This is a genomic window from Peribacillus sp. RS7, from assembly GCF_041956845.1.
Classification (GTDB): Bacteria; Bacillota; Bacilli; order Bacillales; family DSM-1321; genus Peribacillus.
Window position 1 is genome coordinate 1,363,985 of the sequence record NZ_CP168135.1, and the last position, 21,236, is coordinate 1,385,220.

Genomic DNA, 21,236 nt, shown 5'->3' on the forward strand with positions numbered 1-21,236 from the left:
GTTTTACACCACTCGGATTTCATTTCCATCTTCTTCCTTGTTTTCACCTTTATATTCATTTATGCCGATAACTCCTGCTGCACGATCCTTTTCCTCCAATTCCAAAGCTTTCGGAACGGACAGCCAGTAAGCAAGACCGATTCCAATAACACCGGCAGATAGCTTGCCTACAATGATCGGTAATATTAAGGATGGCTGAAAGTTGGCTGTGAAAGATAAATGATCGCCTAATAGGAAAGCTGAACACACTGCGAAGGAAATGTTTATGACCTTATCCTTCGGCGGCATATCTTTAACAAGTTTGAACATCGCCAATATATTGGCTACCGTGGCTAATATCCCTGCACTCCCCGCTTTGCTCAATCCGATTTTCCCGCCCATCGCTTCAAGCGGCTTGCCTGCATACTTTTGAATCAGGTAAATCATTGGAAAAGCACCTGCCAGCATGATTCCGATATACCCCGCCGTTTCCAGGGCACGGAACTGGTCTGCCTTATCGGCCATGATCGGATGGAATCCCCAAGCACCAAATACAGTGGAAAACAGTCCGGTGAAAATTTCCACGATTGAAAACACAAGTACGAGTTTAATCGCGGCATCCAGTATTTTCCCAAACCACATGAAACCTTTGATCATCAAATCCGGCAGGAAATAAAGACCTAACGCAAGCAATACCACAAAAATGAGAAGGGGGGAAAGATTCAGGGCAATTTTCAAATAGCTCAACGCGAATTCGTATGTAGAATCCGCATTCGTGGAAATAACTTCGCGGATTTTCGAATTCGTTGCCACCACTAGCACGCTTGAGATGAAAGCGCCAATCGGAATCGTCAGGATTCCTGACATGACACCAAGAGCCATGTATTTATGATCACGCTTCTCTAACATGGCAAGTCCCATTGGAATCGAGAATACGATCGTTGCTCCAGACATGAATCCGACAATCATCGCCATGATCCAACCTTCATATGATTCCTGGAGCTCGGCAGCCAATTGGTAGCCCCCCATATCCGTTGCCAAAATCGTGGTTGCAGCAAGGGCGGGATCTGCACCAATTGCAGCGAAAACCGGACCGCATACTGTATCGATGAACCATGATAAATATGGGATTGAGGCCATGATTCCAGCAGCCGGGATGAATATATGGCCAACGGTATGCAAACCTTCCATGAATTGCTTGCCCAACCCCCGCTCACTGTCTTTAATCGATGCAAAAGCACCGACAACAGCACACACCATAATGATATAAATAACGAATTTACCTACCATCTCCATACATATTCCCCCTGAATTCCGATTTGATTTGGCCTATCGACTTTTAAAAAAGGGTATAAAAAAAGACGCCTCTTATAGCCCAAACTTAGGTTTTTCAGTAGAATTGCCTACCTATAACCAATTTGGTCCATCAAAGCGCCATTGCTTCATCTATTTACTTGTTTTTGATCATTTGAAATGATCATGCGTGCCACTGTCTCCATGGAAAGCTGCTTATCCATACTCAGCCTTCTCAGCTTTTTGTAAGCGGTTTCTTCCGTTACTTTCTTCCTTTTCATGATAATTCCTTTTGCCTTTTCAATGACTTTACGATTTGTGAGCGTTTCATCCAATTGAGCATTTCGTTCCTGATACTTTTTTGCATTGGCCGCTTGCAGTAAAGCAATCTCCACTGCCGGAATCAAATTCGCCTCCGTTATTGGCTTTACAAGATATCCGACGATATTCGCCCGTTTCGCCTCGTCGATATATTCACGCTGGCTGAATGCAGTTAAAAGCAGGACCGGTATCTGAAAGGTATTGGATATCACTTCGCTAGCCTTGAGTCCATTCATTTTAGGCATTTTTATATCCATCAAAACGAGATCCGGCTGTAAAGCATGTGCCAATTCAACTGCCTTCTCGCCGTCACGTGCATGTCCAACCACATCGTAGCCTGCATCCTTGAGCATAATCGTTATATCAAGCAGAACGATCGATTCATCCTCCACGACCAAAATCCTCTTGACCACTTCTCCCACCTACCTCTTGTATGGAAATCTCACAGAAGCCAGGGTACCTTCTTTAATCCGATGAATCGAAAACTCCCCATCCAAATCATTTTCCACCGTCATGCGGATGATATCCAGCCCCAAAGAAGGTTTCACTGCCGGCGAATAGCCGATGCCATCATCTCTTACTTGAATCTCCAATTCAGAACCATCCTTTTGAAAGCATACGGTAATCTTCCCTTCCGTACCTTCTATGAAAGCGTGCTTCACACAATTATGAATCAGCTCATTCACCACCAGCGCGACGGAAATGCCAATGTCGGAATCAATGGAATGAAGCTCACCCGTATATTCAATGCTTAGGACGTTACGGGTATGATCCTCCGTATAAACGATCATATCGCCTATTTTCTTAATAAGCTCCAGTAAATCCACGTGATCCGCATGGCTGCTTGCCAAAATGATTTCATAAACCGACGATATGCTTAACACCCGGTTCAAACTGACCAATAAATGGGGCTTGCTTTCTTCAGGGGCCCCTATCCTCATTTGCAGCCGAAGTAAACTGGCAACAGTCTGCAAATTATTCTTCACCCTATGATGAATTTCACGAATGGCTACTGACTTGCTAATCAGCTCTCTCTCTTTATCCCGCAGTTCAGTCAGATCCCGGATGATGATGAATGTTTCATCGGAATTCTTGTTGCCTAAATGGAATTTCTTAATTTGGAAAGCCTTTTTACCAATATTAATTTCTTTCATTAAAATCTCTTCTTTTGAAGCAAGAACATCGGCAAAGTCAGGAAAACAATCGAAAATGGAATCCCCCAAGACACAGTCCCTCAAACCTATTTCCGTTACTAGATTAATGGCAGCAGGATTCGTATAAACAAGTCGGTTCTGGTTATTGATCAGGAAAATGGACTCTTCGATGAATTCAGGAACTAAGGAATGTTGTTGATCTTGCCTTTCAAACTGATTTGAAGTTTCAGGTTCTTCCTGAATCACCTTTTCCATGATCAAAACGGCTATGACCCGATTGCATTCTCCCTTGACCGGAACGACACTTTGCTGGACCATTGCTCCCTCTTGAGTCAATGCCCGATTCACGAACATCTCCTTTCCGGTGCGCAATACATAAAATACTGCCGGCTCAAAAGCCTCATAGGCAAATTTCCCGACAACCGGATGATCATAAACCGATTTTACGGAATATGCGCTTGCCTCTGCCACAACTATGGCATGCTTCCCTTCACGCACCGGACAATCAATAAAGATATTCGCTTTATTCAAATTGGCTATCAACGATAAATTCGTTGATAGGTTTTCAAGAACTTGAATATCCTTGTCCAGTAGGTGAGTATGCATCTCACATAATTCTCGGACAGCAGTTGTAGTTGTCCGTTCCATAGGCAAAACCCCAATAACGTTTATTCATGGATATTATTATTGATTATTATAGATACCGTCCTTATTTTTGTCAATATTCAAAATATTTGAATGTAATGTATTCTAACATTAGATAGCGATATTTTTAAATAGTATTCCCCTATAAAAAAAACCCTAGATTAGTCCTTTTAACTAAATTGCTTTTCTGTTCAACGAACTATTTTTCCATTTCTTATATTTTCGAATTATTCATATCATCTAATTTGTCCAATTATTTTTAGTGAATATGAACAATGACAATCCATTATTATTAAATTAATATGTAATAAATAGATACATTCGATGTTATTTAACATAACACCTAACATGGAATATCGATTTCTTATTCATAATACCTGGAAGGACATGCTTATAAACTAAAGATGATGGGGGAAAATTAATGGCATTAGAAAATGAATCAAAAAAAATTGTCAGTATCGATGAAGTGACTAAATTCAAAAAAAAGAAGTTAAATATGCCACATATTTATGTCATATTATTCGTATTTATCTTCCTTGCAGCAATTGCAACTTATTTCGTTCCTGCTGGTGTTTATGAGCGAATTCCAGGTCCTGAGGATCGATTGACGATTGATCCAAATTCCTATCGAACCGTTGAACAATCACCTATTTCTCCAGTAGACTTCATGACAGCTATACCAAAAGGCTTAGTAGCCGCAGGGGAGATTGTTTTTTTTACATTCATCATCGGAGGAATATTTTCTGTACTTCGGAAAACAGGACTTATCGAAATGGGAGTGGATAGATTAGCTAGGCGATTTTCGACAAAAAGTATGATGTTAATTCCTATCCTGACAGTTGTATTTGCCATTATTTGCAGTTTGATCGGAACACAGGAATTAAGTTTAGTGTATGTACCTGTCATCCTCCCCCTAATGATTGCCTTAGGATTTGATTCTATGGTTGCCGTCTCTGTAGCTTTAGTCGCAACTACCGCTGGATTCATGACTGGCTTTCTTAATCCCATTAACACTGGGTTAGGTCAAAAAATCGCAGGTCTTCCCCTATACTCCGGTATCGAGCTAAGGATTATCGCTTTTATCTTTTTTATTACTGCAGGGACGACTTACATTATGCGTTATGCTAAAAAGGTTCAAAATAATCCAAAGTCTAGTTTTGTATTTGATGAGGATCAACCCAAGCGGACGCTATACTTAAATAAGCCCGGATCTGAAATATATAAGGTGAATAAAAGACAGAAAATTTCATTAATTTTAACGGTCGGTTTCTTGTTTCTACTCGTATATGGCGTTTTAGCAAAGGGTTGGTTTATGTTGGAAATGGCAGGACTCTTCATAATCATGGGAATCGTTGTGGGTTTAGTTGCCGGGTTAAATTTAACGGAAATTTGCGAAGGATTTAATGACGGATTTCGAGAAGTTTTGGTAGGTGCCATGATTGTAGGTGTTGCAAGAGCTGTCGCTGTTGTTATGGAGGAAGGTCAAGTAATGGACACGATCGTTCATAGTCTCGGCAATCTTGTCGGCGACTTTCCCGCTGTATTTAGCGCCCTTGGCATGTTTATTGTACAAATGTTATGTAGTCTTTTAATCCCCTCCGGCAGCGGTCAGGCTTTAGTTACCATGCCCATCATGGCCCCATTGGCCGACATCATCGGCGTTACAAGACAAACAGCCGTGTTAGCCTATCAGCTGGCAGATGGAATCGGCAATATATTATATCCAACATCCGGATATTTCATGGCCACCCTTGCCTTAGCAGGAGTCGCCTGGCAAAAATGGGTTCGCTTTTACCTGCCCTTGTTTTTTATCTGGTTCCTCTTATCGGGCGCTTTCTTGGTCATCGCTCAAACAATTCACTGGAATGGTTAAATGCAAATTAAAGATATACAAAATACTAAAGCAACGATTATTACGTTGCTTTAGTTGAATTACATTAAATGAATCCTCCATTTACCCTAATCGTCTGACCCGTAACCCACTGCGCTTGTTCACTTACCAAAAACGAAACCACATTGGCAATGTCATCCGTTTCACCTAAACGTCCGAAGGCATTCATTTTTTTCATCCCTTCAATTTGCTGCTCCGACTTCCCTACATTAAACAACTCTGTGTTGACCGGTCCTGGAGCAATCGCATTGATCGTAATCCGTTTTGGCCCGAACTCTTTAGACAGATGTCTTGTGAACTGTTCAACTGCCCCTTTTGTACCTGCATACATGCTATACGAAGGAAACATCTGGCCTATTACAGAGGTTGATATATTGACGACCCTTCCATCGACCTCCATATATTTCAAGGCTTGTTGGCAAGCGAAGAATGTCCCCTTCACGTTCACTGCAAATTGTTTATCAAAGTCTTCTTCCGTTGCTTCAGAAAGTGGTTTATTTATCATCAGTCCGGCATTGTTCACTAAAATATCGATTTTCCCAAACGCCTGGACCGTTTCTTCGAAGAGATTTTCAATATGGGAAAGTTGGCTAATATCGGCTTTGATGGCGACGGCTTCCCCGCCCTTCTCCTTAATCCTTTCCACTGCTTCATATGCCTTCTGCGCACTACCTGAATAGTTGATCACCACTTTTGCACCCAATTCTGCAAGCTGTTCCGCTATGGCGCGACCAATTCCCCTTGATGAACCTGTGACCACTGCAACTTTTCCATCCAACCGATTTTCCATTCATTTCCCTTCTTTCTTTTCATGATAAGGTGGTTCCAGTTCATAAAAGAATCCCACATTCCAAATATTACCACCTTTCCCTCTTTATAAGGTACTCAGATCACTTCCATACTCATGAATTTCACCTCTTCTGGTTATAGTAAAGAAGAAAATAACGGAGGAGGTTCATTCCATGAAAAGTTCAAAGGAATTTGTGGAAAGCATTCAAAAGCAGCAGAAAAAGGAAGAAGGCAATTTTCGCCGTCAAGGTAACGGTAATCCCGCTCAGAAATTACCGAATAAAAAACATTAATGAAGACCGCAATTCAAAAAATCCCCGCCTTATTTCAAGGCAGGGATTTTTTTCACCCCGATGCACTTTTTTTCTTCTTCATCACTTCGATTTCTTTTGAAAATGTGTCTTCTATCTCTTTTTTATTTCCATATAAAAAGAGGTTATCCCCTAATTTAATTTTATACTCAGATAACTCTTTCCTGATTTTCACTTCTCCGCTTTCAATAAATAAAATATTGATGTCCGCTCCATGCGATATGACATCAAACGCTTTGACATTTATGAATTCAGAGTCCTCAAAAATATCAATCTCCATGACCACGTCTTCATCTTCTAAAAATAGGACCTCCTCTATCGGGTGCTCCCATAATTCATAATGATTATACATTTCACTTTTCAACTTATTCGATATTCTATTATTCAGGAATGGCGTCTTCACAAAAATGGTTAAGACCACCAATACTCCAATAATGATGCTTAACTCCATCAAGCGTAGGTCATCTGTAAGCAATGTACTGATCGATGAAATGATGACAGCAAGTGAGAAAGCACCAAATAATATTAAAAACATGCTTATTTTCCTGCGAACGGGATGATCAATAATGGATTTTGACTCATCAGTTGTAAAACCAGTACCTGTCAGCATGGAGATAACCTGAAATCTGGCTACTGTGCTTTTTAATCCAGTCAATTTCAGCAAGGTAACCGATATTTCAATAACAAGAACAATGATTATAAAGTAAAGTAACATAAACAGTAAATTCATCAACACGATCACTTCCTCATTTATGGTTTACCCTAATCCCGTCAAAAGAATCGCATCCTTTTTTCTTTTCAAGCTTCTCATCAATATATTCACTTACTGCGAATAACTGATATGAAACAAAAAAACACAGTAAGATCCAAATCAGAATCCTACTGCGTTTTTTCCCTATATACACCTAATTCTTAAATGGTCTTCAGCAGTAGCTTTTTTAACAGCGGTGTAAACTGCTCTGGCAATTCAGCTACACTCGGAATCATTAGCCGTTCTTTGCCATAGATGTTTTTCATCGTCAATTCTTCACTTTCATCGACGCCTCCATCCGCTAAAAACAGGCCTATGACTTCTATGCCTTTTTTCCTGGCTTCCGATACGGCAAGATGTGTATCGACAATTCCATTTTGATCATAATCGCTTGCTGCCGGCTCACCATCGGAAAATACGAGCAAGAAACGGTTTTTTTCGCGCCTTTTTTCCAATTCCATTGTGGCCACCCTGATGCTGTATCCGTCCCGGTTGTCTTCCTCCGGTTCAAGCTGCATGATTTTCGCTCCTGAGTTCAGATAAAAAGAATCGGAATGGGACTGGATCACATGGAAGTAATTCGGCTGATATCCTTCTCTCACTTCATTCGCATCTTCCCAAAACCCCACGATCGAATGGGGAATTCTTAATTTTTTCAGCACTTCATGAAACAGGACGACCCCTCGTTTCGTTTCATCCATTTTGTTATGCATGGAGGCCGAGCAATCGATAAGCAATGTGAATACGGCATCCAATTCATTTGAATCCTGGTTCTTTTTATAAAAGACCCTTGGATTTTCTTCAAGTACAAGCGGCAGTAATTTCTTCGATAAACGACCAAAAACCAAATCTTTTCTTGGTGCATTCTTTTTATTTTCCAGTGTCTTTTCAATTGTACTGGAAAGTTTCCTCTTAAACGGTTCGATATCCGCAACAAACTCACGGTAGCGTTTCTCTTCCGAAAGTGTTGGTATTTTTGCTTCCTTGATTACTTGGACGACGTCTTTATTTTCTTCACCAAATGGATGTTCACCACTTTTGCCCATATTGGTTTGTTTCTTCTCCAGCGTTTCCTGCTGATTGTATTCCTTTTGTTTACTTTCCCCTGATGAACCCTGGATCGAAGCCAGCGCTTGGTCGGCATCTTCCGCTTCTCGGGCACCGCCGCCCATCAGACTTGTTTTCGTTCCCTGCTCCAATTCAAATTGAAGGAAAGTCGAATTACTCTCGCCGTTCTTATTCTCCCGGTGCCAAGTTGAGAATTTCTCATCAATGAACTCACTTTTTTCTTCGTCTACCTCTTCTGTATCATCGTTAACCAGTTCATCATTTCTAGTCAGTTCATCAAATAAGGTATTTGCCTTATACTTTTCCACATTTGCAATGGGGAAGATGAAATATTCATTGATCGTATCCTCGTATCCATCGTTCACACGAAAAACGATTTGCTCGCAAATCCTCGTGATATCACTGGTTTTAGTGGCTTCAAAGACAGAATGGATGAACGGTTTGATTTTCTCCAGCTCTTCCAGCTGCCGTACATTGGCTCTGGGAAAAATCGGATCCGGCCGGTCGGATTGAAGCAGTAAATAGATGAGGCAATATAATTCATCCAGCGCAAAACTTCTTGTGACATTCGTTGCTAATTGGCTTTCGAAATATTGTTTAAGGTAAGCTCCCCTTACCGAAAACCATTTTTTCGTGCCTGGCCTTTCTTTCTTCACCAATTCTTCCAATCGCAAATCTTCCATTATAGCGAATAATTGGGCTGCAAACTTCGGAAGCGAACTTTCCCCGATGATGTCCTGGTACTCCTTCATGCTCTGGATTGTTGAATGATGCAGCGTACCTATCGTCCTAAGGAGCACGTCCGTTTTCAGTCCCGCTTCCTTCACTTCCTTATTGCCATTTTCCCAAAAATGGCTGGCTGTGACCTTATTCTCGATCAGATCAATGAAGGAACCATAATTATATTCGAATTCCAGCTCAGAAATGCCGGATAAGACAGTCGAGAGATCCTGAAGCTGTAAAAAAAGGGCCGTATCAATTATTGAATCATTAAACCGGATATACTTCATTAGGCATTCTCCTAGTTAGAATAATGTGTCAGCCAAGTTCTTCACAAACTCACGCTCCCGCTCCTCGTCCAACTTATCCACAATGGAACGAAGAATCGCCCGTTTCGGCGGGATCAATACACTCAGATCGCAAGCATCAAGCAAAGCCCTGATCGATGCCGCATCTTCAGCGACCTTCCCTTGATTCACGGCATTTATCAAATCACTCGACAGTTTAACGAACAATTCAATACTTCTTGGGTCCTTCAACTTTGTATTGGTTTCTATCAATTGCTTTAACTGCTCCCCTTCGATATAGGGAACTTCGATTACGACAAACCTATTTTTCAGCGCTTCATTCAGCGGTACTGTACCGACATACCCTTCATTGATTGCAGCAATCACATTAAAGCCATCTTTTGCAGTGATGACTTCATTCGTGAACGGATTAGTTATCGTCCTTCTGTAATCAAGCACCCCATTGATTAGCGGCAGTGTTTCCGGTTTTGCCATATTGATTTCATCTATATATAGGAAATGACCGTGATTCATTGAATTGGTCACAGGTCCGGGTACGAATTCTATCACCTGTTTTTCCTCTTTATAAGCCAACGTCTTGAAGCCCAATAAACTTTCGGCATCCAAGTCGACTGAGCAGTTGACACTGAACATTGGCTGGTTGAATAAATTCGATAATGTCTCGGCAAACTTTGTCTTTCCTGCCCCTGTCGGACCCTTCAAAAGGATATTCTTCCCCATGCTTAAGGCAGTTATGGCATCTACCATCAACTCCATCTCGGGAGGCAGATATCCGCCGCTCTTGATCAATTCCTCGTATTGAGCAGGATTTTTTTTATTAGCTTCTAATATATTTGCTATTTCTATTGGTAGTCGATTGATCATTGTGTTCCTACACCCCTTTCTGAACATTTTAAGGCTCTTTCCCATTAAAAACAAACACTAAGAAAAAGAGCTGTCATCAAGACAGCTCCCAGACTGTGACAAACTAGAAGAAAAGTGTGTTTGCCTGCAGTTTTTTATTTAAAAGACGTTCCAGTTGATTTCAGAAATCCGCTCCCTTTCCGCAGACTGTCTGCCAAGCCACATCAAAGCAAGCGCCTGTGGGGTCTCGGCAAGCCAGTTATTCGGCAGGAGTGTCGCAAATTTCTTCAATCCAATAAGGATTATAAAATAATAAAAAAATCAAAGTGTAACCTTGTCTTAATCAAGGTTCGGGATGAAACCAGACTACAGTTTTTTCTTAAAAAAACAATCCAGTTGATTGGAACGGAAGGTACGAGACTCCTGCGGGAAAAGCGCGTCCAAGGGAGACCCCACAGGCGCAAAGAGCGCCGAGGAGGCTCCCGGACCGCCCGCGGAAAGCGAGTGCCTGGAGAGGAAATCAACGTTATTCGAAGTTCATTCTGATGACCCTTAAAAAGCTTCCTCAGGGTCCCCTTTCATCAGGTATATCATATAGCCCAATACACCGCCGATGATGGCAGGCATCACCCAACCTATCCCTACACTATATAGTGGAAGGTATTGGGTGAAAAAGTTCGAAACAGCATCCAATTTAATGCCTGATGCCACTACTCCATCCATTATGCTGATGATGGCCGTTAATAATAAGCTTCCTAAGTATACCTCCGATTTCCCTTTGAAAAGGGAATGGAAGAACGTCAGAACGATCAAAACGATCGCCACGGGATAAAGTGCGGTTAACACAGGCACTGTAATTGAAATGAGCTTTGTCAAACCTACATTTGCAACAGCCGCACTAAAAACGGAGAAGATGACGACAAATGATTTATACGATACAGCAGGCAGTATTTTATTGAAATACGCAGAACAAGCCGTTATCAACCCAATGCTTGTCGTCAGGCATGCTGCGATCACGATCAACCCTAACAACACGGCACCAGCCGATCCGAAAAAATGATTCGAGGCTTGAGCCAAAACGTCTCCGCCATTACCAAGTTGACCTAGTTTTTCCACACTTGTTGCCCCGACATAAGTCAATGCCGTATACACGATCACCAACAAGGTTGCAGCTATCAAGCCAGCTTTCATACAGAAGCCTAACACTTCTTTTCTTGAAGTGATCCCTCTGTCTTTGATCGCGTTGATGACAATGATACCAAATGCAAATCCGGCCAGCGTATCCATGGTCAAATATCCTTCTTTAAATCCCTTGAAGAAAGAATTATCTGAATAATTCGCCGCTGGTGACTGGATTTCACCCATTGGGTTAATAATTGCGACCACAATGAGAATCCCGATGAAAATCAATAATAACGGTGTTAATATTTTTCCGACGATATCCAGCATTTTGGATGGATTGATGGATAATAAACAGGCAATTCCAAAGTATATGATCGTGAATACCAGCAATGGTAAAAAACCGACGTCATTAGAAAGGAAAGGTTTAATCCCTATTTCGTAAGAGACACTTCCCGTTCTCGGAAGCGCGAAAAGCGGTCCCAAAGATAAATAAAGAATGACTGTGAAAATGATGCCGAATAACGGGTGTGCCCTGCTTGCAAGCGATTGAACATCATTTTTTCCCGAAAAACCAAATGCCAATATTGTAATGAATGGCAATCCAACACCAGTAATGATGAATCCTAAACTAGCCGACCATAAATTGGTCCCAGCGGATTGACCGAGCATGGCAGGGAAAATTAAGTTTCCTGCACCAAAAAATAAAGCAAAAAGCATTAATCCTGTTACAACGATAAAAGAAAGTGGTGCTTTCTGTGACATATTGAGCCCTCCATTATTTGATTATCTTAACGAAGAAAAGAGTTGTCCATTCGATAAAAAAGTGAAATGAGCCTCGGTCCATTCTACTTATCTATTAAAATGCACCTTCATGAAACTATTGATTATTGATAACTCTCCTTACTATAAAATCCGGCGGAAAGTTTGTCAAAGCTATTTCACTCATTATTCGGAAAAATCTTTCTTTTCTTACTTCTTTTTATAAAAATGAGAGAGGCATTCAGATTCAACAGAAAATTTGAGTAAAATGTCCTGCAATTTATTTTGCAGGAAAAATGTTTTAATATTCAGATATTTAAATAAACTATATAAAAACCAAAAAAATAGGAGGAGTAAACATGAATACTGAAAAAGAAAAGATGGTGAGCGGGGAACCTTATATGGCCGCTGATCCGGAATTAATAAGAGATAGGGAAAATGCTAGAAAGTTGACCGGTTATACAATCAGACAACGGAAAGCGAAGGGAATGAACGAAGGGCACTGCTAAAACAGCTTTTAGGTTCCACTGGACTAAATGTTTATATTGAACCCACTTTCCATTGTGACTATGGATACAATATTTCTGTCGGGGAAAACTTTTATGCTAATTTAGATTGTGTCATTTTGGATGTTTGTGAAGTGAAGATTGGCAAGGACTGCATGTTGGCTCCCGGAGTGCATATCTATACGGCCACACATCCGCTGAATCCCTTCGAACGCAGTTCTGGAGTGGAATACGGAAAACCGGTTACGATTGGGGATCATGTATGGATTGGCGGAAGGGCCATCATCAATCCTGGCGTTACAATAGGGAGTCATTCCGTGGTCGCTTCAGGGGCCGTCATAACAAAGGATGTTCCTGAAGGCGTTGTTGTCGGTGGAAACCCAGCGAGGGTCATCAAGCATATTGAGGGAATTAAATAGCAGAGCTCACTCGACGCTGAGTGGCTCTGCCTCCTTTTTTTCGTTATATTTTCCTTAATGCTTCCGCGATTGCAGTATCACCAGAGATTAAATCAAATGAACGCTTGTAGGTATTTTCTTCAGTTAAAGAAGCAAGAATAGTTCGAGCTACATCTTCACGGGCAATCGAACCTCTTTCCAATTCTTCGGCGGCGGTCACTTTGCCCGTTCCCGGTTCATTAACCAGACCGCCAGGCCGAATGATGGTATAATTCAAATCGCTTTGTAACAATGCCCTATCCGCATAGTGCTTGGCCACATAATACGGTTTGATGGCTTCATTCCAGTTTTCGCGATTATTGGCCTGAAAAGCACTCACCATGATGAATCGGTTGATTCCCAAGTTTTCTGCCGCTTCAATCGTTTTAACTGCACCATCCAGATCAATCAACAGCGTTTGATCAGCGCCAGTGCTTCCTCCGGACCCTGCTGTAAACACGATGGCATCACAGCCTTTTGCCGCATTCGCAATCTCATCCACTGTTCCCGTTAAACTGACGACTGCAGCTTCAATTCCGTTTTTCTCAAAATGCTTCCTTTGATCCTCTTTGCGAATCATTGCCCGTACAGTATGATCCGGACTATCTTTTAATAAATCCACCAGATGTTTACCGATCTGCCCATTTGCCCCAACTACGAATACTTTCATGAAAGTCAGCTCCCATAATGGTTAGTTTGATTTCATTTCAAATTATTTCATGTACTTAGATCATTATCAAACAATCAGCCCGCCATACATTGGAAAAAGTTTGGCAACCACCCTTATATATTTTATAATAATGACAGTACGTGTTCTTCTAGGACACAAAAGGGAGGTGTAAAGATGGCAATAAGAATGTTAATGCCACCTTCTGCAGCGTCTCATGCAAAGCCTAGTATTGGAGGCGATACTTTGCATGGGGTTAAATTAAGCTAAACTTAATCGCCCGACTTATCATTTCTAATATTTGGCTTTGCACCTTATTTCATTCTTAAAAAAGAATAAGGGGCTGGCAGAAATGAAATATGTAAAAGCAACGGCCGTGTTGCCTGAAAAGCTGATCGTTGAAATTCAAAAGTATGTGCAAGGTGAAACCATATATATCCCGAAACCTGAAAAGGCCCATCACAAATGGGGAACCCGTTCGGGATCAAGGGAATTGATCGATGACCGAAATGCCTCTATAAAATATGCATTCAAAGACGGGCATACCATCCATCAATTAGCCGAGGAACATTTTCTCTCCGCGGAAACCATTAAGAAAATCGTTTATTCTAAATAGGATTGCATGGGCAGCACTGATAATGATATCAGTGCTATTCATATGCCAAGAATGTTTCTTAGTCGTTTTCCCCCTTTTAATGCAGATGCGATTTCTGTAAAGTATATAAAAACGGGATCATGTTACAAGTATCGCGCAATAAAAACAGGAGTGAAGAAAATGGAACCTTATATCAGAAGCGAGCAATATAACTTCATTAAATCCCAAACGCAGATTCTTATAAATGGACACGCGACGGCCAACGATAAGGATGTGATCAACACCCTGAAAACTGTTGCCAAAGAAAGAGTATTAAGCTTATTCGGTGACTTGAGCGAAGAACAAAAACAACTACTGGATCCAGTAGATACCATTAAAGATCCCGCACAAGCCGAAGCCTTTCTCTTACAGGTAAAGCCGTTTGTAATCCCATTTAAAGAAGTAAGCGAAAAAACGATAAAAAAATTGTTTCCTAAAGCAAAGAAATTAAGAGCCCCTTTGTTGGAAAACATCGATTTGAGAGAGATTTCATACTTGGGATGGGATGATGGCGGATCCGGAAAGAAATTCATCATTGCACCCCATCATAATAAACTCACCGGATTGCATGGAACCATTAAACCCGCCAACAAAAAAGGGATCTGTGTCATATGCAGCCGCTTTGAAGAAGTAGGGATGTTCATGTCTGAAACAAAAGGAACTGTCCAAGGGACATTCATTAAAAAAGGGAATTACATTTGCCTGGATAGTATGAAATGTAACCAGAACATAACCACTTTAGATAAAATGACCGATTTAATCGAGCGGCTGAAATAATACGGAAAAGCAATCCTTCAATGGCGAAGGATTGCTTTTTGTTTCTTGTTAAAAAATTCTCATTTTGTCCTGCCTATGGAATTCTAGTATAATTGAAGCGATACATGAAAGAAGGAATGATATATTGAAAAGCAAAATGAATCAGTTGTTTGAAGATCAAAAAAACATTCATGTGCTGTATTCCTATAATGAAATGGAAAATTACATTAACCAGGTTTTAAGTTATATCCAAGATGGCATCGCGGCGGGAGATTATGTCATTCTTGTTGAAAATGACCGTATTTACCCCATTATTCATAAAGAGCTGAGCACTCGGTTAACGGAAGATCAAATGGAGTTCCTTCATTTTGTGAACAACTTCGATTTCTATTGTTCAAGCGGCAGTTATCATCCTCCTGCAATCGAAGAATACTTTAATAAAACGGTACAGCCCTATGTGGAAAATAAAATCTCTTTCCGATCATGGGCACATGTGGAATGGGCAACTCTGGAAGAGCCGCTGCACATCATAGAGGAATTTGAGAGAACAGTAGATGAAGCAGTAAATCTGCTGTCATTTCCATTAATTTGTGCGTACAAAGGTGAGAGGATGCCAGACTACCTCAAAACCATATTGTTGGAAACACATCCTTATGTCCTAAAAGACGATGATATCATCGTCTGTGAACAATACTTGCCACCTAGTTTGAAATAATAATACACAACACGCTCAGGAATCTCCTAAGCGTGTTTTTTTCCGTTGCATTATTGATTATTATCATGAGTCCCTCGTGTATTTATACGGCAGTAATTCACCGATTTTCACCTTGACCGTTTCCCCATTAACAGTCAGTATGACAAAGCAGTCTTTTGTATAATCCGAGATTAATTCCCGACACATCCAACACGGGCTAACGACTTTTAAATCTCTGTCTTCATCATCGGAATAGGGATGCTTAATCGCCACGATTGTATCAAATCCCTTTTCGCCGTCCGATATCGTTTTCCCAATCGAATGGCTTCTGCACATACGGTAACCCGGCCAATATATGATTCAATATGTACGGCAGCAACGATTTTTCCTGACTTTGTTTTTAATGCAGCACCAACATGATGCCTATTTTCCTCGTAAAAATCCCTAATTTTTGCACTTGCAGCTTCTATTAAATCACGATCCGACTCATTCAAAGGATAAGTTTTGATATTGGCTCTCCTTCTCTACTAATATTTCATTTAGGGATTTTTTTTAACGCTTCTAAAGCCAATAAGCGGAAATAAGAAGCAGCTGGAAAAAGTGCCGTTTCTTCTACTATAAACTTAGGGTGATGCAGGTCATACGGACCTCCTGAACCTATCATTACGAAAGCACCTGGTATTTTTTCTTGGTAAAAAGCGAAGTCTTCCCCTATGGAGCTAGCTTCTAACGTTTTTGTCGTGTAACCTGCTGTGTCACCAACCTGAAGCGCCAAATCGGCCCATTCAGGTGTATTATCAACTGATGGAGGGCCTGGATGCCATGATAATTCAACATTTGCATTGAATGTTTCACTTATACCGTGCAGGACTTGTTTCATACGTTTCTGAATGAACTCTCGTTGAATTTTACTGAAGGTCCGGACGGTTCCTTCCAAATATGCACTATCTGGGATAACATTCCACGTTGAGCCACTATGAATTTGAGTGATGCTCAAAACCGCTGACTCTTTTGCCGCCACATTTCGGCTGATAATGGTTTGCAACGTTGAGATAATATGTCCTGTTATGATAATCGGATCATTTCCCTCTTCCGGTTTGGCCGCATGTGAGCCAGTTGCTTTAACATGCACTTCAAAGCGATCGACTCCCGCTGTCAGTGCTCCATGTTTTGTCCCTAACTCCCCAACTTGCAATGTCGGATCATTATGAAGACCAAAAATCACATCCACATCATCCAACACACCAGTTTCCATTAAAGCACTTGCACCATGTCCCGTTTCCTCCGCAGGTTGAAATATCAAACGAATCGTTCCGGACAGATCTCTTTCTTCTTTTTTTAATAAAAAAGCAGTCCCCAAAATGACAGAAGTGTGAAAATCATGACCACATGCATGCATCACGCCGATGTGCCTTGAAGGAAAGTCCACCTCAGATTGCTCCAAAATTGGTAAAGCATCAATATCGGAGCGAAGTGCTATCGTAGGTCCCGGCTTGCTGCCTTTTATCTCTGCTACGACACCAGTTTTCAATGGAAAATTAAGTATCTTAATATTTTGAGATTGAAGCGCTTCTTTAATTTTTTTAGTCGTTTCAAATTCTTCGTTTGATAATTCAGGTGTCATATGAAGATCACGTCTGAATTCCAATAGATAATTCTCCAATTCTACATTACTTATAGTCAACGGTTGTCCATCTCCTTAAAAATCCGAATATTAAAGAACGAAAGCTATATCCAAGCAATATCAAATTAAACAGTATCAAATAAGCTATTTGATAAACGTGTAAAGCATGAGATCTAATTTAAGACGCATCGCAAGCATCATAACAATGAATTCCCTTAAATGAAAAGTGTTTATTTCGAATATTCAGCATTGACAATTTATTATACAAGGTGCTACCATGTGAAGTAATTCACTATATTATAGTAACGTATCAATACTAAAAAGGATTAAATTTCTATAGTAGAAAAGAAGTAAAGACATAGATACACATTGGTCGGAAGGAACCCTCTTCTAAACTGGAAGCGGGTTTTATTTTAACATTAATTCATAGTAAACCAGTAAGGATATACTATTATACATCCCCTGCGTTTAAAAGTGAAGACATAAAGGAGCAATTGACATATGAAAAAGAAAACAGTAAAACTTGGTGTATTTTTGGCCGGAACAGGACATCACGTTGCTTCTTGGAGACATCCTAACGCCAATCCGAAAGCAAATATGAACATCGATTATTTTAAGAGGTTGGCGCAGACTGCCGAAAAAGGTTTATTTGATTTATTATTCTTAGCAGATAGTTTGTCAGTTGCAAAGGACTCGCATCCTAATATTCTGACTCGATTCGAGCCATTGACCTTATTATCTTATCTAGCCTCGGCGACTTCCAATATTGGTTTGGTTTCAACGGCTTCTACCACCTACGAAGAACCCTTTAATGTTGCTAGAAAATTTGCTTCTTTAGACCATATCACCTCCGGCCGTGCTGGATGGAACGTAGTCACAACGTCCCTTGCCTCCACTGCAGTAAACTTCAATAAAACTGAACATTTAGAACATGGTCTCCGTTATAAAAGGGCGACTGAATTTGTTGAAGTTACCAAGAAATTATGGGACTCATGGGAAGAAGATACGTTGGTTATCGATAAAGATAGAGGGCAATTCATTGATGAAAGCAAGTTTCATGAAATCAATCATCAAGGTGAGTTTTTCTCTGTAAAAGGACCATTAAATATTTCTCGCTCACCTCAGGGGCATCCTGTCATTGTACAAGCAGGCTCTTCTGGCGATGGGCAATTGCTTGCAGCAAAGCATGCAGAGATTGTCTTTACCGCTCAGGAGAATAAGGAGGACGCGGTTTCATTTTACCATGTGTTAAAAGGTCAATTGGCCGCTTTTAATCGGGCGAAAAGCAGCTTGAGTATTATGCCAGGTTTGTTCCCGATTGTGGGACAGACTGAGAAGGAAGCCCAAGAAAAGTACGAGGCATTGCAGGAGCTAATCATTCCCGAAATAGGATTGGCTGTTATGGGAAGGTATTTTGGAAATGTGGATTTTTCGAATATCCCTTTGGATACACCGTTTGCTGATATTTCGTTACCAGATAATGTAGATAGCATTCAAAGTAAATATGATTTGATCGTTAAGCGGGCGACCAGTGAAAATTTGACGTTACGTCAGACATATCAGTGGGTTGCTGGATCACGTGGACATCATATCGCAATTGGAACACCAACGCAGATTGCGGATAAGATTGAAGATTGGGTGAATGGAGATGCAGCTGACGGCTTTAATATTATGCCAGCACTCTTGCCTGATTCTTTAACGGATTTTGTTGAACTTGTTGTCCCTGAACTGCAATCAAAAGGAATTTTCCGTACTAAATATGAAAGTAACACATTACGAGGGAATCTTGGCCTGGATAAACCGGTCAACCAATATTCTCATAAGCTTTAAACATCTTACACCTGGCGGAAAGTTCTCAAAGACGGAATCACCCACCCGAAGAGGAATTAACTAGATAGAGTATAGGAGGCGCAAGATGAGTCAAATATTTCGTGAAATACGTGTAGAAGATGTGGATAAATTCCTCCAATTAACATTGGATGCTTATGCGAGTATAAGAGAGTTGGATATTCACTTCTCTGCGGCAACGGCCACGAGAGAGGAAGCGATTAAGCATATATCAGAAAATAAGGTATATGTTCTGGAGGAAAATGGGACATTTATTTCGACCGTTTCGATTCGGTTACCTTGGGGCCCCAATCCTGGCCCGCTCGTATTGCCGCACATAGGTTGGTTCGCTACAAATCCTGCATATAAGCGTCAAGGCATAGGAAAAAAAGTTCTGTCATGGCTCGAAGAAGAAATTTTGAAGAAGCAACTGAGAGCCCCCGCGGTTACACTCGGAACCGCGGATAATCATCCATGGCTAAAAGAAATGTACGAAAAAAGTGGATTTGAAGAGATCGGTCAAAAAGATTTAGGCAAAGGTCATCTCACGATATATTTGAGGAAAATCTTGCAACCGGGACAATATCAAGCTTGGTCTGAAAAACATAATCAAACCATTTAATAATAGGAGGAAAATAACAATGAAGAAAATTCTTTCCCTTGGACTCTCTTTACTTTTCATATTAGTGCTTGCAGCATGTGGCAGTTCAAAACAAGAGAATACTGCCAATGATTCCGAACAAAAAACAATCAAAGTGGGGTCAACTGGCCAAAGCTATCCAAATGGTTATCAAGAGGATGGTAAATTAATAGGTTTTGACGTAGAACTTACAGAACTCATCGCCAAGAATTTAGGATACAAGGTAGAGTGGGTCACTTCTGATTTCAGTGGGATAATGGGGCAATTGGGATCAGGTAAATTGGACACCGTTGCGAATGCCGTTGCTATAACACCAGAACGCCAAGAACAATTTAATTTTACAGAGCCGTATAGTTATTATGGTGCACAAATTGTATCAAGCACAAAAAACGATGATATTAAAAGTTTGGCTGATCTTAAAGGCAAAACCGTTTCCGGTGTGCTGGGGTCTAATAACGTCACAAACCTAGAAAAATATGATAAAAATGGCGATATCAAAATACGAACCTATGAAACCCGGGATGGCGCGATGCAAGATGCCATTAACAACCGAGTAGATGGATATATCAATTCCCGCCCAATCCTGGTTGCAGAAATAAAGAAAAATGATCTTCCGTTAAAACTAGTTGGTGATCCAGTGGCCTATGAAAATGTAGGGTATCCATTTACCAAAACAGAAAAAGGCAAAAAATTAAATGATGAATTCACGACTGAAATCAAAAAACTTAAAGAAGATGGTACATTAACGAAGCTGTCCAATAAATATTTTGGTGAAGACATCACCACGAATTCCGGCGAATAAGCATAGCGGAGGTTTAAAGCATTATGAATTTTGATTTACAATATATGTTGGAAATTTCCCTGCAAATCGCAAAATTTATTCCAATCACTCTGGTTTTAGCCATCATTTCGATGGCTTTAGCCATTATTATCGGACTTGTAGTAGCCTTAATAAGAAATAGCAATATTTTTGGAATCACCCACCTGGCAGGCTTATATATCTCTTTATTCCGAGGAATGCCAACATTGGTACAATTATTCATCATTTATTACGGTTTACCACAGTTATTCCCGTCGTTGTCAACGATGGAAGCAATGACGGCGGCGATCATTGGATTTAGTTTGAAAGAATCCTCTTATTTAGCAGAAATTTTCCGAGCTGGATTGAATTCCGTGGACAAAGGGCAGATGGAAGCGGGACTTGCAACTGGCATGAAAAGAGTGCAGATTTACTCGCGAATCATATTACCACAGGCTGCTTTAAATGCATTGCCAGCAACAGGAAATACATTTATATCTTTGATTAAAGAAACGTCCCTTGCCTTTACATTAGGAATTACGGAACTATTTGCAGAGGGAAAAATTATTGCATCCGCTAACATGCGCTTTTTCGAGACATATTTGGTGGTTGGCTTGATTTACTGGCTATTGGTTATTCTTTATTCTTGGATGCAAAAATACCTGGAGATTTGGCTCAGCAAACCACTTAGAAGGTGA

Annotated in this window: 19 protein-coding genes and 2 pseudogenes; 10 read left to right on the forward strand and 11 right to left on the reverse strand. The window is 40.6% G+C overall.

Translation table 11 applies throughout. From position 1 onward, the window contains the following. Nucleotides 1-3: 3 nt before the first annotated feature. The 3 genes from eutH to ACDZ29_RS07030 all read right to left on the reverse strand — a co-directional run bounded on the left by eutH (nt 4) and on the right by ACDZ29_RS07030 (nt 3,395). Complete coding sequence (gene eutH, locus ACDZ29_RS07020; RefSeq protein ID WP_375090536.1) at nt 4-1,275, reverse strand: ethanolamine utilization protein EutH; 1,272 nt, start codon at nt 1,273-1,275, stop codon at nt 4-6. Nucleotides 1,276-1,421: 146 nt separating this feature from the next. Beyond that, nucleotides 1,422-2,006, reverse strand: a complete 585-nt coding sequence (locus ACDZ29_RS07025) for an ANTAR domain-containing response regulator (protein ID WP_289326676.1) — start codon at nt 2,004-2,006, stop codon at nt 1,422-1,424. 9 nt (nt 2,007-2,015) lie between these two features. Next, the gene (locus ACDZ29_RS07030) at nt 2,016-3,395 is read right to left on the reverse strand and encodes a histidine kinase N-terminal domain-containing protein (protein ID WP_375090537.1); all 1,380 of its coding nucleotides are present in this window, start codon (nt 3,393-3,395) and stop codon (nt 2,016-2,018) included. A 418-nt stretch (nt 3,396-3,813) separates the two neighbouring features. Here ACDZ29_RS07030 and ACDZ29_RS07035 point away from each other — a divergent pair, with 418 nt between their 5' ends. Beyond that, complete coding sequence (locus tag ACDZ29_RS07035) at nt 3,814-5,265, forward strand: YfcC family protein (protein WP_375090538.1); 1,452 nt, start codon at nt 3,814-3,816, stop codon at nt 5,263-5,265. Between the two features lie 64 nt (nt 5,266-5,329). Here the strand turns inward: ACDZ29_RS07035 and ACDZ29_RS07040 are convergent, their stop codons facing one another. After that, complete coding sequence (locus ACDZ29_RS07040; RefSeq protein WP_375090539.1) at nt 5,330-6,073, reverse strand: SDR family oxidoreductase; 744 nt, start codon at nt 6,071-6,073, stop codon at nt 5,330-5,332. A 172-nt stretch (nt 6,074-6,245) separates the two neighbouring features. Here ACDZ29_RS07040 and ACDZ29_RS07045 point away from each other — a divergent pair, with 172 nt between their 5' ends. Continuing rightward, entirely contained in the window at nt 6,246-6,365 is a 120-nt protein-coding gene (locus ACDZ29_RS07045; RefSeq protein ID WP_375090540.1) for a DUF4023 family protein, read from the forward strand. A 52-nt stretch (nt 6,366-6,417) separates the two neighbouring features. On the opposite strand, the gene ACDZ29_RS07050 is transcribed toward ACDZ29_RS07045, so the two are convergent. The 4 genes from ACDZ29_RS07050 to brnQ all read right to left on the reverse strand — a co-directional run bounded on the left by ACDZ29_RS07050 (nt 6,418) and on the right by brnQ (nt 11,957). Continuing rightward, on the reverse strand, nt 6,418-7,098 hold the full coding sequence (locus ACDZ29_RS07050) for a hypothetical protein (protein WP_375090541.1): 681 nt from the start codon (nt 7,096-7,098) through the stop codon (nt 6,418-6,420). A 197-nt stretch (nt 7,099-7,295) separates the two neighbouring features. Then, entirely contained in the window at nt 7,296-9,212 is a 1,917-nt protein-coding gene (locus ACDZ29_RS07055; protein WP_289314688.1) for a nitric oxide reductase activation protein NorD, read from the reverse strand. 15 nt (nt 9,213-9,227) lie between these two features. Then, nucleotides 9,228-10,094 (reverse strand): AAA family ATPase, encoded by an 867-nt coding sequence (locus tag ACDZ29_RS07060; RefSeq protein WP_375090542.1) that lies wholly within the window; start codon nt 10,092-10,094, stop codon nt 9,228-9,230. A gap of 531 nt (nt 10,095-10,625) precedes the next feature. Continuing rightward, nucleotides 10,626-11,957: a branched-chain amino acid transport system II carrier protein gene (gene brnQ, locus ACDZ29_RS07065; protein WP_375090543.1), complete on the reverse strand. Its 1,332-nt coding sequence runs from the start codon at nt 11,955-11,957 to the stop codon at nt 10,626-10,628. A 356-nt stretch (nt 11,958-12,313) separates the two neighbouring features. Here brnQ and ACDZ29_RS07070 point away from each other — a divergent pair. Continuing rightward, nucleotides 12,314-12,879, forward strand: a pseudogene (locus ACDZ29_RS07070) (maltose acetyltransferase domain-containing protein). 43 nt (nt 12,880-12,922) lie between these two features. Here ACDZ29_RS07070 and ACDZ29_RS07075 read toward each other — a convergent pair. Continuing rightward, nucleotides 12,923-13,567 (reverse strand): SDR family oxidoreductase, encoded by a 645-nt coding sequence (locus ACDZ29_RS07075; RefSeq protein WP_289314685.1) that lies wholly within the window; start codon nt 13,565-13,567, stop codon nt 12,923-12,925. A gap of 349 nt (nt 13,568-13,916) precedes the next feature. Here ACDZ29_RS07075 and ACDZ29_RS07080 point away from each other — a divergent pair, with 349 nt between their 5' ends. The 3 genes from ACDZ29_RS07080 (at nt 13,917) to ACDZ29_RS07090 (ending at nt 15,669) form a co-directional block, all read left to right on the forward strand. After that, nucleotides 13,917-14,180 carry a CD3324 family protein gene (locus ACDZ29_RS07080; protein WP_101225543.1) on the forward strand — a complete coding sequence of 88 codons (264 nt, stop codon included), beginning with the start codon at nt 13,917-13,919 and terminating at the stop codon, nt 14,178-14,180. Nucleotides 14,181-14,339: 159 nt separating this feature from the next. Continuing rightward, entirely contained in the window at nt 14,340-14,975 is a 636-nt protein-coding gene (locus ACDZ29_RS07085) for a FusB/FusC family EF-G-binding protein (protein ID WP_375090544.1), read from the forward strand. Between the two features lie 124 nt (nt 14,976-15,099). Further along, complete coding sequence (locus ACDZ29_RS07090) at nt 15,100-15,669, forward strand: MEDS domain-containing protein (protein WP_375090545.1); 570 nt, start codon at nt 15,100-15,102, stop codon at nt 15,667-15,669. A 63-nt stretch (nt 15,670-15,732) separates the two neighbouring features. Here the strand turns inward: ACDZ29_RS07090 and ACDZ29_RS07095 are convergent. Next, nucleotides 15,733-16,157 (reverse strand): annotated as a pseudogene (locus ACDZ29_RS07095) (cytidine deaminase). A 26-nt stretch (nt 16,158-16,183) separates the two neighbouring features. Beyond that, on the reverse strand, nt 16,184-17,272 hold the full coding sequence (locus ACDZ29_RS07100) for an amidohydrolase (protein WP_375091111.1): 1,089 nt from the start codon (nt 17,270-17,272) through the stop codon (nt 16,184-16,186). 501 nt (nt 17,273-17,773) lie between these two features. Here ACDZ29_RS07100 and ACDZ29_RS07105 point away from each other — a divergent pair. The 4 genes from ACDZ29_RS07105 to ACDZ29_RS07120 all read left to right on the forward strand — a co-directional run bounded on the left by ACDZ29_RS07105 (nt 17,774) and on the right by ACDZ29_RS07120 (nt 21,236). Beyond that, the gene (locus ACDZ29_RS07105) at nt 17,774-19,102 is read left to right on the forward strand and encodes an LLM class flavin-dependent oxidoreductase (RefSeq protein WP_375090546.1); all 1,329 of its coding nucleotides are present in this window, start codon (nt 17,774-17,776) and stop codon (nt 19,100-19,102) included. Nucleotides 19,103-19,187: 85 nt separating this feature from the next. Further along, nucleotides 19,188-19,721: a GNAT family N-acetyltransferase gene (locus tag ACDZ29_RS07110; RefSeq protein WP_375090547.1), complete on the forward strand. Its 534-nt coding sequence runs from the start codon at nt 19,188-19,190 to the stop codon at nt 19,719-19,721. Between the two features lie 19 nt (nt 19,722-19,740). Continuing rightward, nucleotides 19,741-20,541, forward strand: a complete 801-nt coding sequence (locus ACDZ29_RS07115) for a transporter substrate-binding domain-containing protein (RefSeq protein WP_370016591.1) — start codon at nt 19,741-19,743, stop codon at nt 20,539-20,541. A gap of 23 nt (nt 20,542-20,564) precedes the next feature. After that, nucleotides 20,565-21,236, forward strand: a complete 672-nt coding sequence (locus ACDZ29_RS07120; protein WP_375090548.1) for an amino acid ABC transporter permease — start codon at nt 20,565-20,567, stop codon at nt 21,234-21,236.

What these genes read in the sequence shown, in the direction of transcription:
- ACDZ29_RS07120 (WP_375090548.1), top strand. Translation starts at nt 20,565, where the DNA reads ATGAATTTTGATTTACAATATATGTTGGAAATTTCCCTGCAAATCGCA.
- ACDZ29_RS07085 (WP_375090544.1), top strand. Translation starts at nt 14,340, where the DNA reads ATGGAACCTTATATCAGAAGCGAGCAATATAACTTCATTAAATCCCAA.
- ACDZ29_RS07105 (WP_375090546.1), top strand. Translation starts at nt 17,774, where the DNA reads ATGAAAAAGAAAACAGTAAAACTTGGTGTATTTTTGGCCGGAACAGGA.
- ACDZ29_RS07050 (WP_375090541.1), bottom strand. Translation starts at nt 7,098, where the DNA reads ATGTTACTTTACTTTATAATCATTGTTCTTGTTATTGAAATATCGGTT.
- ACDZ29_RS07045 (WP_375090540.1), top strand. Translation starts at nt 6,246, where the DNA reads ATGAAAAGTTCAAAGGAATTTGTGGAAAGCATTCAAAAGCAGCAGAAA.
- eutH (WP_375090536.1), bottom strand. Translation starts at nt 1,275, where the DNA reads ATGGAGATGGTAGGTAAATTCGTTATTTATATCATTATGGTGTGTGCT.
- ACDZ29_RS07035 (WP_375090538.1), top strand. Translation starts at nt 3,814, where the DNA reads ATGGCATTAGAAAATGAATCAAAAAAAATTGTCAGTATCGATGAAGTG.
- ACDZ29_RS07055 (WP_289314688.1), bottom strand. Translation starts at nt 9,212, where the DNA reads ATGAAGTATATCCGGTTTAATGATTCAATAATTGATACGGCCCTTTTT.
- ACDZ29_RS07080 (WP_101225543.1), top strand. Translation starts at nt 13,917, where the DNA reads ATGAAATATGTAAAAGCAACGGCCGTGTTGCCTGAAAAGCTGATCGTT.
- brnQ (WP_375090543.1), bottom strand. Translation starts at nt 11,957, where the DNA reads ATGTCACAGAAAGCACCACTTTCTTTTATCGTTGTAACAGGATTAATG.
- ACDZ29_RS07115 (WP_370016591.1), top strand. Translation starts at nt 19,741, where the DNA reads ATGAAGAAAATTCTTTCCCTTGGACTCTCTTTACTTTTCATATTAGTG.
- ACDZ29_RS07060 (WP_375090542.1), bottom strand. Translation starts at nt 10,094, where the DNA reads ATGATCAATCGACTACCAATAGAAATAGCAAATATATTAGAAGCTAAT.
- ACDZ29_RS07075 (WP_289314685.1), bottom strand. Translation starts at nt 13,567, where the DNA reads ATGAAAGTATTCGTAGTTGGGGCAAATGGGCAGATCGGTAAACATCTG.
- ACDZ29_RS07040 (WP_375090539.1), bottom strand. Translation starts at nt 6,073, where the DNA reads ATGGAAAATCGGTTGGATGGAAAAGTTGCAGTGGTCACAGGTTCATCA.
- ACDZ29_RS07030 (WP_375090537.1), bottom strand. Translation starts at nt 3,395, where the DNA reads ATGGAACGGACAACTACAACTGCTGTCCGAGAATTATGTGAGATGCAT.
- ACDZ29_RS07100 (WP_375091111.1), bottom strand. Translation starts at nt 17,272, where the DNA reads ATGACACCTGAATTATCAAACGAAGAATTTGAAACGACTAAAAAAATT.
- ACDZ29_RS07110 (WP_375090547.1), top strand. Translation starts at nt 19,188, where the DNA reads ATGAGTCAAATATTTCGTGAAATACGTGTAGAAGATGTGGATAAATTC.